This is a genomic window from Kushneria sinocarnis (assembly GCF_003633775.1).
GTDB classification, from domain to species: domain Bacteria; phylum Pseudomonadota; class Gammaproteobacteria; order Pseudomonadales; family Halomonadaceae; genus Kushneria; species Kushneria sinocarnis.
Genome location: NZ_RBIN01000002.1, coordinates 81,080 through 97,483 on the forward strand (window position 1 = coordinate 81,080; position 16,404 = coordinate 97,483).

The window sequence follows — 16,404 nt, forward strand, 5'->3', positions numbered from 1 at the left end:
CTGAAGAACCCGCTGTACGCGCAGTCTCGAAGCAATGCGCCACTCTCTACCCACAGGCTAGCGGAAACGCCGCTGTGTCAGCAGCTGCTCCACACGCGGCGCCAGAATCAGCTCGATCGCCAGCGGCATCTGCGACCCCGGCACCACCAGCGTGTTGGGGCGGGTCATGTAGGCATCACGCAGCATGGTGAGCAGATAGGGGAAATCGGCGCTGGTACGGTCGCGAAAGCGGATCACCACGAAGGATTCGGCATCGGAAGGAATGGCCTGCGGCTCGAACGGGTTGGAAGTATCCACGCTCGGCACCCGCTGAAAGTTGATGTGGGTGCGTGAGAACTGAGGCAGGATGTGACGCACGTAGTCGTGCATCCGACCCAGGATGGTATCGACCACGGCTTCATGCGAGTAGCCGCGCATGTTGATGTCACGGTCGATCTTCTGGATCCACTCCAGGTTGACCGTCGGCGTGACGCCTACCAGCAGATCGACGTGCCGGGCGATGTCATGGTGCTCGGAGACCAGTCCGCCATGCAGCCCTTCGTAGAACAGCAGATCGGTGCCGGCCGGCAGTGACTGCCATTCGGTAAAGGTGCCGACCCGATAGCCCTGTTCGAGCATGCGCTTGTCTTCGGCATGGATGTACTGCCGATAGATGCCGGTGCCGTGTTCACCGTACTCGCTGAACAGGTTCTCGAGCCGGTCGAGCAGATTGGCCTCCACCGCAAAATGCGACAGCTCGTGCTTGCGCTCCGGCTCCTGCTCGAAGATGCGCGCCAGATCATCGCGTGAGTAGCGATGAAAGGCGTCGCCATCGACGAAGGCCGCGTGAATGGCCTCGCGTGCAAACATGCGCTCGAAGGCACGTCGCACCGTGGTGGTACCGGCTCCGGACGAGCCGGTCACGGCTACGATGGGATATTCGCGCGACATGACCTCTCTCCTCGCTCGACGTGCTCCGATAGCGTATCGGAGCACGATCCGACGAACGTCAACAGGGCGGCATTCGAGGCAGCGCTCAGCCGCGGTTCAACGCCCGATGCGCAATATCCCGACGATAGTAGCCATCCTCCATGCGAATGGCGTTCAATCCATCATAGGCACGATTGCGGGCCGCCTGCACATCCTGGCCCAGCGCCGTGACACAGAGCACCCGGCCACCGCTGCTGACGACACCGCCGGCCTCGCTCTCCGCGGTACCGGCATGAAAGACCCGACAGCCGCTCGCCTCGCAGCCGTCCAGCCCATGGATCGGCACTCCCTTGCGGTAGCTGCCGGGATAACCGCCCGCCGCCAGTACCACACCGACCGCCGCGCGCTCATCCCACTGGCACTGCTGCTCATCCAGCCGGCTTTCCAGCGCCGCCAGACAGTGCTCGGCCAGATCGCTGCGCAGCCGCATCAGGATCGGCTCGGCTTCGGGATCGCCGAAACGGCAGTTGAACTCGATCACCTTCGGAGCGCCCTCGGGGGTGATCATCAGCCCGGCATAGAGAAAGCCGGTATAGGGGCAGCCCTCGCTGGCCATGCCGGCAATGGTCGGGCGGATGACCTCGTCCATGATGCGCTGGTGCACCGCCTCGCTGACGACCGGCGCCGGGGAGTAGGCGCCCATGCCACCGGTATTGGGCCCCTGATCGCCGTCTTGGGCGCGCTTGTGATCCTGACTGGTAGCCAGCGGCAGCACATGCTCGCCATCCGCCATGACGATGAAGCTGGCCTCCTCGCCCTCGAGGTACTCCTCGATCACCACCCGCGCGCCGGCATCACCGAAGACGTTACCGAAGAGCATGTCCCGCACGGCGGCTTCGGCCTCGGCCGTGGTCGTGGCCACCACCACCCCCTTGCCGGCCGCCAGACCATCGGCCTTGATCACGATCGGGGTGCCCTGCTGGTGCAGGTAGCCGAGCGCCTCGTCGAGATCGGTGAAACTGCGATACTGCGCCGTGGGAATGTGATGCCGGGCCAGGAAATCCTTGCTGAAGGCCTTGGACCCTTCCAGCCGGGCAGCCGCCTGAGTCGGCCCGAAGACGGCCAGCCCGGCCCCGCGGAAACGATCCACTACCCCGCTCACCAGCGGCGCTTCGGGGCCGACAATGGTCAGGTCGATGCCGTTGTCGCTGGCGAAGGCAACCAGCCCCTCGAGATCAGTGGCCGCAACATCCGCATTGGCCACCCCGGGCTCCCGCGCGGTGCCGGCATTGCCCGGTGCCACCCAGACACGCTCGACCCGGGTCGACTGTACGATCTTCCACGCCAGGGCGTGTTCACGGCCTCCGCCGCCGATGATCAGAACCTTCATGAAGTCTCATCCTGTGAAAGGGCACGCAGCAGGTGCCCGCGGATTGCAAAGCATTTTCAAATGGCACTCATTATGTCAGGCCACTCGGATGTCCGCCACGCAGTCATCAGCCAAGCAACGGTTGCCACGGCAGGTTATCATGGCCGGCTGCAGACCCCCTTCAAACGAGTGATCCCATGAACCTGCTGCTGCTCAGGGCCGAGGAACGGCTCTCGTCGAACATCGCCCGAGTGACCGACCCCCGCCGCCTGCGTCACCTGCATGAGGTGCATCGTGCACGACGAGGCGACACCCTGACCGTGGGTATCGAGGAAGGCGGCATCGGCCGCGCCACCATTACCGGGCTGACCGGGCACGCGGTCGAGCTCGCACTCGATGAACTCGAGTGCGCGCCCCCACCGCCCCTGCCGGTACATCTGCTGCTTGCCCTGCCCCGCCCGAGGATGCTGGCACGCACGCTGGAGAACATCGCTGCGCTGGGCGCCAAGGAGCTGACCCTGCTGCATACGGCGCGGGTCGAAAAGAGCTTCTGGCAGTCGCCGGAGCTGAGCGAATCGCGCATTCGCGATCACTTGGTACTGGGTCTGGAGCAGGCCCGCGATACCCGTCTGCCCCGGGTCGGCATGGCACCACGCTTTCGCCCCTTCGTGGAAGATGAACTGCCGGCCCTGATCGAGGGGCGCCGGGCACTACTGGCTCACCCCGGTCAGTCGGTCGCCTGCCCTTACCGACTGCCCCCCGGGGAATCGGTGACCCTGATGATTGGCCCGGAAGGCGGCTTCGTCGACTACGAGGTCGAACGCCTGCAGGCCGCCGGCTTCGAGGGCGTGCATCTGGGCGAGCGAATCCTGCGGGTGGAAACGGCCGTGGTGGCGCTGCTGTCACGGCTGTTCTGAAGTCCGGCATGGTTTACACCGGCAACAGCGACAGCCAGATCACCAGTACCAGATGGATCAGTACCACCACCACGGTCAGCAGCGTGCGCAGGGCACGATACCAGCCCGGCAGCCGCTCGATGCTGTCGCTCTGGCGCTCATACAGGCGGACCAGCAGAAACCCTGCCATCAGTGCCAGCAGCGCAAAACGGGCATCGAGCATCAGCGCCGGCCAGGCAATCAGGCTGGGCGCCATGGCCATGATCATGCGGCCGTTGAATTCGCCGCTGCCACCATGATCGAGACTCATCGCCACGCCCCAGTGGATGCCTCCCAGAAAGGAGAGGATCACGGCGCTGTAATAAATGAAGGCCTGCAGTGCAATGGCCTGCCAGGGCAGCCCCATCAGAACCACGATCGCGGCACACAGCAGAAATGGCAGCAGACCTGCCAGCCCGAGCCCCAGCGGCAGCCCGGGGGTTCTGGAAGAGAGCATGTTCATCGGACAGAAACTCCTGAGTCGGCAACGGTTCCGGGCCATCGGGGCCATGGCAGCACTCCTCGGCACCTCGGCGAGGTCACCATGGCCGCCACCCGCTCATGCTCGCCCCGCCCGGGCGCCCGGGTCGATCAGCCGCCGGCACCACTGTTCATGGCGCAGATACCAGCCAACGGTCTCCTCCAGCCCGGGATCGAACGCACGGTGTGGCCGCCAGCCGAGCTCATCGCGCATACGTCGGCCATCCAGCGAGTAGCGCCGATCGTGCCCCGGCCGATCGGGCACGTGGGTGATCAGCCTGCGCAACGCCGCACGCGACAGCCCCGCCTGCTGTTCCAGAGCATCGCAGAGCGCCTCGACAATCGCCAGATTGCTGCTCTCGCAGCCGCCGGCGATGTTGTAGCTCGCACCCGGTCGACCGGCATCCAGTATTTGGCATAGTGCCCGAACATGATCATCGACATGCAGCCAGTCGCGGCTCTGGCCGCCATCGCCATAGATCGGCAGCGATCGCCCGGCCAGGGCATTGAGAATCATCAGTGGAATCAGCTTTTCCGGATACTGGCCGGGACCATAGTTGTTGGTGGCACGCGTCAGCAGCGTGGGCAGACCATAGGTCGCATGCCAGGCGTTCACCAGATGATCGCCACCGGCCTTGCTGGCGGCGTAGGGAGAGCTCGGTGCCATCGGCGCGGTCTCATCCGGCGGCGGCGCATCCGGCGCAAGCGCCCCGTAAACCTCATCGGTCGAGACATGCAGGAAGCGAAAGTGCGCCCGCTCGTCGGCCGACAGTGTCTGCCAATGCTGCCTGGACGCCTCAAGCAGGCTGGCGACACCATTCACGTTGGTGTCCACGAACACCCCCGGCCCGGTAATCGAACGATCAACATGAGTCTGCGCCGCCAGATGCATCACGGCCCGGGGGTGATACTCTGCCAGCAGCCGTGCCATGTGTCGGCCATCGCGCACATCACCCCGTTCGAACCGATAGCGTGACAGACCGGCCAGTTCCGCCAGCGAATCGGGCTGCCCGGCATAGGTCAGCGCATCGACATTGACCACCCGCTCGTGACGCTCTCCGATGATGTGCCGGACCAGCGCCGAGCCGATGAAGCCCGCCCCGCCGGTCACCATGATGGTCTCCATCACCCCTCCTTCGTGTATGTATCGAACCGCCAGAGCGTGCCCGTTTCCGATAGTGGCGCACGATGATGCCTTAACGCTATCGACGGCGATACAGGCCGGATGCAGGCATCGGGCTTGTCCGCCTCTTAAGCGAACCACCACAGCGTGGCTGGATGCACTTCGGGGAGCATGCTACATTCAGCCGGATCATTGACGCCCGGCTCATGATGGCCACCCGCAGCCGGTGGTGACGCCGCGTCACCCAGGATGAGGAGACGACCATGACCACTCCAGGCGCCAGACGACAGCGCTGCAATGATACGACCGTGCATGGCAGAAGCCGGCATTGTGCTCCTGCGTGGATCCACGCTCCCCGTTTCTTTCGTCGTCCCTTTCTGACCGACCCGCCTGTCGGGCTGCGCCACATCACCGGCAAAGCCCCCTGCTGACCCGACGTCAATCGACCGCTGCCCCGCGCTGGCGGCACATTCCGAACGATAGACAGAGCGAGTCCTGAATGGTCCTGCTACTGATAGTGCTATTGCCACTGGCAGGTAGCCTTGTCCCCCTGTTGTGTCAGCATCTTTCGCGGGGGCTGTGTGCCTGGCTGACCGCCCTGCTGCCGGCGATTGCGCTGGGCATTTCGCTTTCACAGACCTCGCTGGTGCTGGATGGCGAGGTACTGCGCCATTCGCTGGAGTGGATTCCCACCCTGGGCCTGTCGCTGGCACTGCGTCTCGATGGCCTGAGCTTCCTGTTCACCCTGCTGATTCTCGGCATCGGCCTGCTGATCATCCTGTACGCGCGGTACTACCTGGCCGAGAACGATTCGATCGTGCGGTTCTACGGCTTTTTGATGCTGTTCATGACCGCCATGCTCGGTATCGTGACCGCCAACAACCTGCTGCTGCTGTGGTTCTTCTGGGAGCTGACCAGCCTGTCATCGTTCCTGCTGATCGGCTACTGGTACCGTGAAAGCGACGCCCGCAAGGGCGCGCGCATGGCGCTGACCGTGACCGGTGCCGGTGGCCTGGCCCTGCTGGCCGGGTTCCTGCTGATCGGTCAGCTGGTCGGCAGCTACAACATTGATGACGTGATCGCCGCGGCCGATCAGATACGCGGCAGTACCCTCTATCCACTGATCCTGATCCTGGTGCTGCTGGGCTGTTTCACCAAGTCCGCCCAGTTCCCCTTCCAGTTCTGGCTCCCGCATGCGATGGCGGCGCCCACGCCGGTGTCTGCCTATCTGCATTCGGCCACCATGGTCAAGGCCGGCGTCTTTCTGCTGGCCCGCATGTTCCCGATCCTCTCGGGCACCCAGTGGTGGTTCTACATCGTCACCCTGGTCGGCATGATCACCCTGCTCTACGGGGCCTGGTTTGCACTGATGAAGCAGGACCTCAAGGGGGTACTGGCCTTCTCCACCATCAGTCATCTGGGGCTGATCACCCTGCTGTTCGGCTTCGATTCGCGCCTGGCGGCAATTGCCGCCGTACTGCACATCATCAACCACGCCACCTTCAAGGCGTCACTGTTCATGGCGGCGGGCATTGTCGACCATGAGTGCGGTACCCGCGACATCCGCAAGCTCAACGGACTCTGGCGCTACATGCCCTACACCACGGCGCTGGCCACCGTGGCTTCCGCCTCGATGGCCGGGGTACCGCTGCTCAACGGCTTCATCTCCAAGGAGATGTTCCTCGCCGAAAGCCTCGAAACCCAGATGTTCGGCGGACTCTCGTGGCTGGTACCGGTACTGGCCACGCTGGGCAGCGTGCTGTCGGTCACCTATGCGCTGCGTTTCGTGCACGACGTCTTCTTCAACGGTGAACCGAAACAGCTGCCACACAAGCCGCACGAACCCCCGCGTTACATGCGCCTGCCGATGGAGATCCTGATTGTGCTGTGCATTGCCGTGGGTCTGCTGCCGGCGCTGACGGTGGGGGAACTGCTGCGCGCGGCGTCGGCGACCATGATGCCGGCCGCGGAGCTGCCGGAGATCGATCTTGCCATCTGGCACGGCTTCAGCCTGCCGCTGCTGATGAGCGCCGTGGCCCTGGGCGGGGGGCTGCTGGTCTATGTGCTGCGCCACTTCCTTTACAACTTTCAGCGTCAGTTTCGCGTGCGTGACGCACGACTGGTATTCGAAAGTGTGGTCCAGGGCATCATCAATGGCGCAGAACGACTGCTGGGACGTTTCGAGAACGGCTCGCTGCAGCGCTACATGTTCTGGCTGATGCTGGCTGCGCTGCTGTTTGCCACCCTCGGCCTGATGGCCATTCCCGAGCTCAGTGGCCCGGCCGCGCCCCAGCCGGTCGATGGCGTAGTCGCGACCGGCGGACTGCTGCTCTGTCTGGCCGGACTCGGGACCGCCTTCCTGCATCACCGGCGGCTGGTGGCCCTGATCCTGCTGTCGGTAGTGGGCATGCTGGTATCACTGGCCTTCGCCCGCTTCTCCGCACCCGATCTGGCCCTGACCCAGCTGGCGGTGGAAGTGGTCACCATGATCCTGCTGATGCTGGCGCTGTTCTTCCTGCCCCAGACCACACCGCGCGAATCCAGCGGTTACCGGATCCTGCGCGATGGCCTGCTGGCGTCCGCCTTCGGCGGCGTAGTGGCCAGTCTCAACTATGCCGTACTGACCCACCCGGTCGAACGCATTTCGCAGTTCATGATCGATAACAGCGTGCCCGGCGGTGGCGGCCACAACGTGGTCAACGTCATTCTGGTGGACTTCCGCGGCTTCGATACGCTAGGCGAGATCACCGTGCTGTGCATTGCCGGACTGGCGATCTACAAGCTGCTCAATCGACTGCGGCTGGCGATGCCCTCGGGTGACATGGAAGGACGGGCGTGGATCAGCGAACGCTATCCGGTCATCCTGTCGGTGGTCTCCCAGGCCCTGCTGCCATTCGCCCTGATGGTGTCGATCTATATCTTCCTGCGCGGCCACAATGCCCCGGGGGGCGGCTTCATTGCCGGGCTGGTCACCGGGGTAGCGCTGATCCTGCTGTACATGGCACGCGGCGTGGAGTGGACCCAGCGTCGCCTGCCCTTCCAGTATCAGCCGATCGCCGTGACCGGGGTAGCCATTGCGCTGTTCACCGGGCTGGGCAGCTGGCTGTTCGAGCATCCGTTTTTGACCTCGGCCTTCGGCCACTTCCATATCCCGGTCATCGGTGACATCGAACTGGCCACCGCCATGCTGTTCGATCTCGGCGTCTATCTCGCGGTGGTCGGCGCCACCCTGATGATCCTGGCTAACCTCGGCAAGGTCACCACTCCGCACCGTCCGTCACGGGAGAAGACCTGATGGAACTCATCTATTCGATCTGTACCGGTGTACTCACCACCAGCGGCATCTTTCTGGCGCTACGCGGACGCACCTTTCCCGTAGTGGTGGGACTGACACTGCTGACCTATGCCGTCAATCTCTTCCTGTTCTCGATGGGCGGACTGCATACCGCAGCTTCCACCGTGATCGGCAGCGACATGCCGATGGCCGATCCACTGCCGCAGGCACTGGTACTGACCGCCATCGTCATCGGCTTCGCCATGACCGCCTTTGTGGTCATCCTTGCCATGCGCGCCCGGGGAGACCTGGGCAGCGATCATGTTGATGGCCAGCGGCGCGAAGAGTCCCGGGAGGCATCGTGAGCCAGCATCTGCTCATCGCTCCGCTCGTACTGCCACTGTGTGCTGCGGTACTGCTGCTGTGGCGGCGCGGCGGCGCACCGATCATCAAGCGTTCGCTCGGCATCGGGGCCACCCTGGCGCTGGTCGTGATCGGCATCGCCCTGGTCCACATGGCCGGCGACGGGGTGATCCGCTACTACGCCCTCGGGGACTGGCAGCCACCGTTCGGCATCGTGCTGGTGCTCGATCGTCTCTCGGCCATGATGGTGCTGCTGACCGCCGTGCTGGCCCTGGGCGCGATCCTCTATGCCAGCGCCGGCCAGGACGAGGACGGCACCAATTTCCAGGGGCTGTTCCAGCTGCAGCTGCTGGGGATCAACGGCGCCTTCCTGACCGGTGACCTGTTCAACCTGTTCGTTTTCTTCGAAGTGCTGCTGATCGCCTCCTACGCCCTGCTGATGCATGGCGGCGGCCGCAGCCGTACCGGCGCGGGCATGCACTATGTGGCCCTCAACCTGGCCGGCTCCTCCTTGTTTCTGTTCGCGCTGGGCATCCTCTATGGCGCGCTGGGCACGCTCAACATGGCGGACATGGCACGTCAGATCGGTGCCGGGCTCGATGCCCACCAGCGTGGACTGGTGCACGCCGGCGGACTGCTGCTGCTGAGTGTCTTCGCTCACAAGTCGGCCATGCTGCCGCTGCACTTCTGGCTGCCGCGCGCCTATGCCGCGGCACCGGCGCCGGTCGCCGCCCTGTTCGCGATCATGACCAAGATCGGCCTCTACGCCATCCTGCGGGTCTATTCGCTGATCTTTGCCGATCATGCCGGGCCGCTGGCCGGACTTGCCCAGCCCTGGCTGTGGTGGTGCGGGCTGGCTACTCTCGCCGTGGCCGGCGTGGGGGTGCTCTCGGCGCGCGATCTGCGCCTGCAGACCAGCTATCTGATCCTGATCTCGGTGGGCACCCTGCTCTGCGCCTTCGGAATGGGTCATATCGAAAGCATCACCGCGGCGCTCTATTATATCGTGCACACTACCCTGGTGACCGGCGGCCTGTTCCTGCTGGCCGACATGATTGCCAGTCAGCGCGGTCGTGCCGGAGCGCGAGCCGTGCGCAGCCGGCCACTGGTACAGCCCGGCCGTCTGGGAGCGCTGTATTTCATCGGCATGATCGCCGTCATCGGACTACCGCCCCTGTCCGGCGCCATCGGCAAGGCACTGGTACTCTCCAGCGCCGGCGAGGAGCAGGCCCTGTGGCTGTGGCCGATCCTGCTGCTGGCCGGCCTGTGCGGCATCATCTCCGCCTCGCGTGCCGGTTCGACCATCTTCTGGCGGGCCGGTGAAGGGGATCCGGAAGGGCCGCGGATGGGCTGGCGACGCGGACTCGGCATTACCGGCCTGATCGCGGCCTCGCCGGTACTGACCGTACTGGCCGGACCGATGAGCGATTATGCGGCTGCCACCGCCCACCAGCTGAGCGACCCCGACCACTATCTGCAGGCCATTCTCGGCAATCCGACAACCGCCTCCGAGGCCGCGGACGTGTCTCATGCAGGAGGAGAGAGTTCATGAAGCGCCTGCTCCCCATGCCACTGCTGTCACTGCTGCTGTTCGCGATCTGGATGGGCCTGACCGCCCTGACCCCGGGCAATGCCCTGCTGGCGCTGGTATTGGCACTATTGATTCCCATCCTGATCCGACGCTTCTGGGAGCCCCAGCCGACGGTCCATCGGCCGCTGAAACTGCTGGTCTACGTTATCGTGCTGCTGTGGGACATCATTATCGCCAATCTGGAAGTCTCCCGACTGATCCTGGCGCGTCGGCGCGAACCGCAGCCTGCCTTTGTGCTCTATCCGCTGTCGCTGACCGAGCCGTTCCCGATCACCATTCTCGCCAGCACCATTTCGCTGACCCCGGGGACCATCTCGGCGCATCTGCGCATTCACGATGGCACCCTGCTGATCCATGCCCTTGATATCGAGGATACACAAGCGCTGATCGATCAGATCCGGCGACGCTATGAGCAGCCGCTCAAGGAGATCTTCCAATGCTGACCTGGGCCTTCTGGATCAGTTCGGCGCTATTCACGCTGGCACTGGTCATGAATTTCTATCGGGTACTGGTCGGCCCAACCCTGCCCGATCGCATTGCGGCCCTGGATACCATGTACGTCAATGCCATCGGCATGATCATCATCCAGGGGCTCTGGCAGGATACCAACCTCTACTTCGAGGCGGCCCTGCTGATCGCCATGCTGGGCTTCATCAGTACCGTGGCAGTATGCAAGTACCTGCTGCGTGGCGATATCATCGAATGAGGAGGGAGTCGAGATGACGTTCATGCCCGACTGGCTGGCGCCCTGGCTGGAAGGTCTGATTGCCTTTCTGCTGGTGACCGGCGGCATCTTTGCAGTGATCGGGGCGCTGGGGCTGCTGCGCTTTCGCGACTTCTTTCAGCGCCTGCACGGGCCGGCCAAGAACTCCACGCTGGGCGTCGGCTGTACCCTGCTCGCCTCGATGCTCTTCTTCTGGCTGCAGACCGGTGATCACAGTGGCCGCGAGTTGCTGATCACCCTGTTTCTCATGATCACCACACCGGTCAGTGCCCATCTGCTGACCATGACCGGCATGCATCACCGGCTGCGGCGAACCGAACGGACCCAGGGGGAACCCTATGAACTGGGTAGCGAGCGCGACCGCTGAGGTCGCGCTGCGATAGGCTACCAGCCGGCAGTATGGCGCACGACCAGCTGTTCGAGCAGCCCGATGTGATCGGCCCGGTCATTGAGGGCCGGAATATAGCTGTAATCGCCGCCACCATTGTCCTGGAAGAACTCGCGATTCTGGATCGAGATCTCCTCCAGGGTTTCCAGACAGTCCGCGGCAAAGGCCGGACAGATGACATCGACACCATCATGACCGGCCTTGCCCCAGGCCGTCAGGGTCTCATCGGTGTAGGGCTTGAGCCACTCCTCGCGACCGAAGCGGGACTGGTAGGTCATGGTCCACTGATCCTCCCGCAGCCCGAGGCGTTCGGCCAGCAGCCGACTGGTCTGCTCGCAATGCTGCGGATAGGGATCGCCTTCATTGGCGTAGCGCTTCGGAATGCCATGGTAGGACATCAGCAGATGATTCTGCCGACCGCGGGCCTCCCAGTGTTCACGGACGCTGGCGGCCAGCGCGTCGATATAGTCCGGCTCCTCGTGGTAGTTGCGCACCATGCGCAGTTCCGGCAGATGCGGACACTCCGACAGGGCATCTGCCAAGCGGTCGAAGACCGGGGCGGTGGTCGTGCGCGAGTACTGCGGATACAGGGGCAACACGAGGATGCGCTCCACGCCGGCCTTGCGGAAGGCCAGCCCTGCCGCTTCCATGGTAGGGCGGCCATAGGTCATGGCTAGCTCGACCGGAACATCGGCATCGAAATGGGCATCGAGGCGCGCCTTGAGTGCCCGCTGCTGACGTCTGCCGATGGCCAGCAGGGGCGAGCCTTCCTCTTCCCATACCGAGGCATAGGCCTCGGCGACCTTTTTGGGTCGGGTACGCAGCACGATGCCGTTGAGAATCGTCCACCATACCGGGCGCGCAACATCGATGACCCGGCGGTCCCAGAGAAACTCCGCCAGATACCGTCGCACGGCCGCTGGCGTGGGCTCATCCGGCGTCCCCAGATTGGCCAGCATTACACCGAAGGAAGCCTCCGCCATTGAAAACTCCTGGTCACTTGTGTTTTCCCAATACAGCGATTCTATCAACAATCCGCCTGTTCACGGGATGAAATGTCGCTATATCTGATATTGAATCGGCCATGAGTGCCACTCGCTTTCCCCCCCCCGCAAGGCCATGCTCCATGTCCCGACCCCTGATCCTGATTCTCTCCGACCAGCTGAGTACGGACCTGCCCCTGCTGCGCAACCCGCCCGACGACGCTGTCGTTGCCCTGTGCGAGGTAGCCGGTGAAGGGCGGTATGTCCCCCACCACCCCCAGAAGATTGCCCTGCTGTTTTCAGCCATGCGCCACTTTGCCGATGGCCTGCGTCAGCGCGGTTTCGAGGTGCACTACAGTCGTCTGGAGGATGAGGACAACTACCATGACCTGCTTGATGAAGCTGAGCGGCTTGCCCGGTTGTACCACTGCAGCGAGATCCGAGTCATCCGCCCCGGCGACTGGCGTCTGTACGAGCGGATGACCCGGCGCCGCCGGGGCCGCCCGGCATGGCAGCTGGTCGAGGATGACCGCTTCTTCTGCTCGCCGGACGGATTTGCCGACTGGGCCGGCAATCGCCGCCAGCTGCGCATGGAGCACTTCTATCGTCTCATGCGTCGGGAGAGCGGCCTGCTGATGGACGGCGACGAACCGGCCGGCGGCCAATGGAACTTCGATCACGATAACCGTGAACCGCTGCCCGACAGGCTCGATATCCCCGCGCCGCCCCGCCATCAGCCGGATGACACCACCCGGGAGGTGCTTGAACTGGTCGAGCGCCACTTCGGCGATCACTTCGGCAGCCTCGAAGGCTTCAACTGGCCGGTCACCCGTCGCCAGGCGCTGAGTGACCTGCGCCACTTCATCAATCATCTGCTGGCCGATTTCGGTTGCTACCAGGACGCCATCAGCGATCAGGAGCCGTTTCTGTTCCACTCCCGGCTGTCGGTGTCACTCAATACCGGTCTGCTGTCGCCACGGGAAGTCTGCGACGCTGCCGAACGAGCCTGGCGGGAAGAGCGGGCGCCGATCAATGCGGTAGAGGGATTCATCCGCCAGATCCTCGGCTGGCGGGAATTCGTGCGCGGTGTCTACTGGCTGAGAATGCCGGCCTACAAGCGCGAGAACCGGCTGCAGGCCGAGCGCGGTCTTCCGGACTTCTACTGGAGCGGCGAGACCGAGATGCGCTGTCTGAACCGCGCGATCACCATGACCCGGGATCATGCCTATGCCCATCATATCCAGCGTCTGATGGTGACCGGCAATTTCGCCCTGCTCTGCGGCGTGAAGCCGGAGGCACTGTGTGACTGGTATCTGGCGGTCTACGCCGACGCCCACGAGTGGGTGGAACTGCCCAATACGCTGGGCATGGTGCTGCATGCGGATGGCGGCTATCTCGGCTCGAAACCCTACTGCGCTTCGGGCAAGTACATCAATCGCATGTCCGATCACTGCAGGCACTGCCGGTATGATGTCAAAAGCACCACCGGTGACAACGCCTGCCCGTTCAACAGTCTCTACTGGGATTTTCTGGAACGCCATGAGCGCGAGCTGGCCGGCAATCACCGCATGAAACTGATCTACGGCTCGCTGCACCGCATGAGCGACGAGCGGCGCCGGGCCCAGCGTGACAAGGCCCGGCAGGTGCTGGAGGCAATTCGGTTCGAACCGGCCTACGGCCGGGAGGATCATCTGGCAGGCTATCGCAGCTGACAGGGCCGCTTCAGAAGCTCAGCGGAATCCGTGATGTCAGCGGGTGATGATAGTTCGGCGGCCGGCCGACGACTTCATCATTGGGGACCTGATGTACCAGCCAGGCACGGTGCACACCGGCCTGGCGCAGATCGTCTTCCGCGGCATCCAGCGACCGATAAAGCTTCGGCTTGCCGCTGCGGCGAAGCAGCTGGCTCTCCCCATCGGTCGGCAGGCACTCGACCTGATAGAGCTGACTGCCGGTATGCCGTACCACATGGATTTCCAGATCCGCCTGCTCCCTGACGGCCCGCCTGAGTTGCTGCAGTTCCATGGCGAGTACTCCTGTTGCTCGGGCCCCTGCCCGGTACATGATGCTTATCGACTGATTCGGGCTTATCCTGAGGGATAGCAATGACAATCAAATGACACCACGAAAGATTCAATGCAAACGGAATCCGACAGGAAGATAACGGTATAAAAAGGAGGCGATGGCGGGTAAGGCAGGTCGACCATGGCACGGCACCGTGGCCGGCCGGTAGTGCTACCGGCCGACCCGTTATTGCCGCGAAGACGACTCAGTCACGCTGATAGCTCGAAGGATCGATGGCTACCCCCAGTGAGCGACGGTCCACCCAGCGGCCGCCCTTGGTGTCCCGGTAGCGAAAGACCACGTAGTCACCCACCGCGACCGGCAGTTCGAGCTCCTCGACCTGATAGCTGTAGGTCTCGCCATCCACGACCAGGGTATGCCGATAGAGATCCGGCATGCCCAGCCACTCCTTGAACGGCCCTTCGGTTTCGACACTCTCCAGAGTGCCGCGCTTCTCTTCACGAGGCTGGCGACGGCGGCCGCGCTTGTATCCTTCCATGTGTTGATCACTCCATCCGGAAATCGATTACAGCCGCCCCCGGGCAGCCCCCGGCAGGGGGCGCGTACCGGGGGGCGGATTCGGAACCCTGTTGCTGTCAGGAAAGTCGATATCCCTCACGGCGCTACTCCTCGTACTGACCGTAGCTCTCCGGAGCGAGATCCTCGAAACGGGTATACTTGCCGATAAAGGCCATGTGAACGGTACCGACCGGACCGTTACGATGCTTGCCGATGATCAGCTCGGCCAGTCCCTTGTTGTCCGGGTTGTCCTTGTTGTACACCTCATCACGGTAGACAAAGGCAATCACGTCGGCATCCTGCTCGATGGCACCGGACTCACGCAGGTCCGACATCACCGGACGCTTGTTGGGACGCTGCTCGAGCGAGCGGTTGAGCTGCGACAGGGCAACGACCGGACAGTTGAACTCCTTGGCCAGCCCCTTGAGCGAGCGCGAGATCTCGGAGATCTCGGCGGTCCGGTTTTCCGACATGCCGGGGACCTGCATCAGCTGCAGATAGTCGATCATGATCAGCCCGATGCCACCCGCTTCACGCGCCAGCCGTCGGGTCCGGGCGCGCATTTCATTGGGCGAGAGTGCCGGCGTATCATCGACGTAGAGCTGCTTGTCCTTGAGCAGATTGACCGCCGAGGTCAGCCGCGGCCAGTCCTCATCCTCGAGCTGACCGTTGCGCACCCGGGTCTGGTCGATCCGCCCCAGTGAAGACACCATGCGCAGCATCAGCGACTCGGCCGGCATCTCCATCGAGAAGACGGCCACCGCCTTGTCGCTGCTGACCACGGCGTGCTCGACCAGGTTCATGGCGAAGGTGGTCTTGCCCATCGAGGGGCGCCCGGCAATGATCACCAGATCGGAGGGCTGCAGGCCCGACGTCATGTCATCAAGATCACGAAACCCCGTCGACAGCCCGGTCATCTGGCCCTTGAGATTGAAAAGTTCATCAATGCGGTCAACCGCCTTGGTCAGCAGCTGACTCATGCCGACCGGACCACCGAACTTGGGTCGTGACTCGGAAATCTGGAAGACCAGCCGCTCGGCCTCGTTGACCAGTTCATCCGCCGGCCGCCCCTGGGGATTGAAGGCGCCTTCGGCAATCTGGTTGGCCGCCTGGATCAGCTTGCGCAGGGTAGCGCGCTCGCGCACGATATCGGCATAGGCGCGGATGTTGCTGGCCGAGGGCGTATTGCGCGCCAGCTCCGCCAGATAGGCCAGCCCCCCGATGCGCTCCAGCCGATCCCGTGACTCCAGCGACTCCGACAGCGTCACCACATCGAGCGGCCGCCCCTCCTCGGCCAGCTGCCCCATGGCGTTAAAGATGTCGCGATGCTCGAAGCGATAGAAATCATCGCTGATCAGACGATCCGAAATCTCGTCCCAGGCGGAATTGTCGAGCATCAGTCCGCCCAGCACCGACTGCTCGGCTTCCAGCGAGTGCGGCGGCACCTTGAGGGCGGCGGTTTCCTGATCGTGGGCGATCACTTCATTCATCAACGGTCTCGAAGACTCGGGAAAGGATAACGGCAAGCGGTGATCAGAATACGCTGCTGCCGGCCGCACTGTCATGGGGAGTGGTGCGTACAGCCCATGCACCGGTCAGCGGGAACGGACGAAACGAGGGGTACGGAAACCTTCCCGTACCCCTCGGGCGGTACCGAATGGACGGTACCCGACCGGCTTGCT

The 16,404-nt window shown here is 63.6% G+C and carries 16 protein-coding genes; 8 read left to right on the forward strand and 8 right to left on the reverse strand.

The genetic code is table 11. The features are described 5' to 3' along the window. Window positions 1-57: 57 nt before the first annotated feature. Window positions 58-930, reverse strand: a complete 873-nt coding sequence (locus C7446_RS02940; protein WP_121171158.1) for a phosphoribulokinase — start codon at window positions 928-930, stop codon at window positions 58-60. 85 nt (window positions 931-1,015) lie between these two features. Next, complete coding sequence (gene purD / locus C7446_RS02945; RefSeq protein ID WP_121171160.1) at window positions 1,016-2,299, reverse strand: phosphoribosylamine--glycine ligase; 1,284 nt, start codon at window positions 2,297-2,299, stop codon at window positions 1,016-1,018. Between the two features lie 176 nt (window positions 2,300-2,475). On the opposite strand from purD, the gene C7446_RS02950 reads away from it, so the two are divergent. Continuing rightward, complete coding sequence (locus tag C7446_RS02950; protein ID WP_121171162.1) at window positions 2,476-3,195, forward strand: 16S rRNA (uracil(1498)-N(3))-methyltransferase; 720 nt, start codon at window positions 2,476-2,478, stop codon at window positions 3,193-3,195. Between the two features lie 13 nt (window positions 3,196-3,208). On the opposite strand, the gene C7446_RS02955 is transcribed toward C7446_RS02950, so the two are convergent. Both C7446_RS02955 and rfbB read right to left on the reverse strand, forming a co-directional pair. Continuing rightward, window positions 3,209-3,676, reverse strand: a complete 468-nt coding sequence (locus C7446_RS02955; RefSeq protein ID WP_245977632.1) for a DUF3429 domain-containing protein — start codon at window positions 3,674-3,676, stop codon at window positions 3,209-3,211. A gap of 96 nt (window positions 3,677-3,772) precedes the next feature. Then, entirely contained in the window at window positions 3,773-4,819 is a 1,047-nt protein-coding gene (gene rfbB, locus C7446_RS02960) for a dTDP-glucose 4,6-dehydratase (RefSeq protein WP_121171164.1), read from the reverse strand. Window positions 4,820-5,315: 496 nt separating this feature from the next. Between rfbB and C7446_RS02965 the strand changes: the two genes are divergently transcribed. From C7446_RS02965 to C7446_RS02990, 6 genes are read left to right on the forward strand one after another with little or no spacing between them, the layout of a single operon-like run. After that, window positions 5,316-8,111: a monovalent cation/H+ antiporter subunit A gene (locus C7446_RS02965; protein WP_121171166.1), complete on the forward strand. Its 2,796-nt coding sequence runs from the start codon at window positions 5,316-5,318 to the stop codon at window positions 8,109-8,111. Further along, a complete protein-coding gene (locus C7446_RS02970; RefSeq protein WP_121171168.1) occupies window positions 8,111-8,455 on the forward strand; it encodes a Na+/H+ antiporter subunit C in 345 nt (114 codons plus the stop codon). The genes C7446_RS02965 and C7446_RS02970 overlap by 1 nt, the downstream gene beginning before the upstream one ends. Next, entirely contained in the window at window positions 8,452-10,005 is a 1,554-nt protein-coding gene (locus tag C7446_RS02975; RefSeq protein ID WP_121171170.1) for a monovalent cation/H+ antiporter subunit D, read from the forward strand. Before C7446_RS02970 ends, C7446_RS02975 begins: the two co-directional genes overlap by 4 nt. Then, a complete protein-coding gene (locus C7446_RS02980; RefSeq protein WP_121171172.1) occupies window positions 10,002-10,487 on the forward strand; it encodes a Na+/H+ antiporter subunit E in 486 nt (161 codons plus the stop codon). Before C7446_RS02975 ends, C7446_RS02980 begins: the two co-directional genes overlap by 4 nt. Further along, entirely contained in the window at window positions 10,481-10,750 is a 270-nt protein-coding gene (locus C7446_RS02985) for a K+/H+ antiporter subunit F (protein WP_121171174.1), read from the forward strand. The genes C7446_RS02980 and C7446_RS02985 overlap by 7 nt, the downstream gene beginning before the upstream one ends. 13 nt (window positions 10,751-10,763) lie before the next feature. Next, window positions 10,764-11,135, forward strand: a complete 372-nt coding sequence (locus C7446_RS02990; RefSeq protein ID WP_245977633.1) for a Na+/H+ antiporter subunit G — start codon at window positions 10,764-10,766, stop codon at window positions 11,133-11,135. A gap of 17 nt (window positions 11,136-11,152) precedes the next feature. Here C7446_RS02990 and hemH read toward each other — a convergent pair whose 3' ends face one another. Next, complete coding sequence (hemH, locus tag C7446_RS02995; RefSeq protein WP_121171176.1) at window positions 11,153-12,139, reverse strand: ferrochelatase; 987 nt, start codon at window positions 12,137-12,139, stop codon at window positions 11,153-11,155. A 143-nt stretch (window positions 12,140-12,282) separates the two neighbouring features. On the opposite strand from hemH, the gene C7446_RS03000 reads away from it, so the two are divergent. Beyond that, window positions 12,283-13,851 carry a cryptochrome/photolyase family protein gene (locus C7446_RS03000; RefSeq protein ID WP_121171178.1) on the forward strand — a complete coding sequence of 523 codons (1,569 nt, stop codon included), beginning with the start codon at window positions 12,283-12,285 and terminating at the stop codon, window positions 13,849-13,851. Window positions 13,852-13,861: 10 nt separating this feature from the next. On the opposite strand, the gene C7446_RS03005 is transcribed toward C7446_RS03000, so the two are convergent. The 3 genes from C7446_RS03005 to dnaB form a co-directional block, all read right to left on the reverse strand. Continuing rightward, window positions 13,862-14,164, reverse strand: a complete 303-nt coding sequence (locus tag C7446_RS03005) for a DUF6482 family protein (RefSeq protein ID WP_121171180.1) — start codon at window positions 14,162-14,164, stop codon at window positions 13,862-13,864. Between the two features lie 244 nt (window positions 14,165-14,408). Beyond that, complete coding sequence (locus C7446_RS03010; protein WP_121171182.1) at window positions 14,409-14,702, reverse strand: hypothetical protein; 294 nt, start codon at window positions 14,700-14,702, stop codon at window positions 14,409-14,411. 124 nt (window positions 14,703-14,826) lie between these two features. Continuing rightward, window positions 14,827-16,212: a replicative DNA helicase gene (gene dnaB / locus C7446_RS03015; RefSeq protein WP_121171184.1), complete on the reverse strand. Its 1,386-nt coding sequence runs from the start codon at window positions 16,210-16,212 to the stop codon at window positions 14,827-14,829. Window positions 16,213-16,404 lie beyond the last annotated feature (192 nt).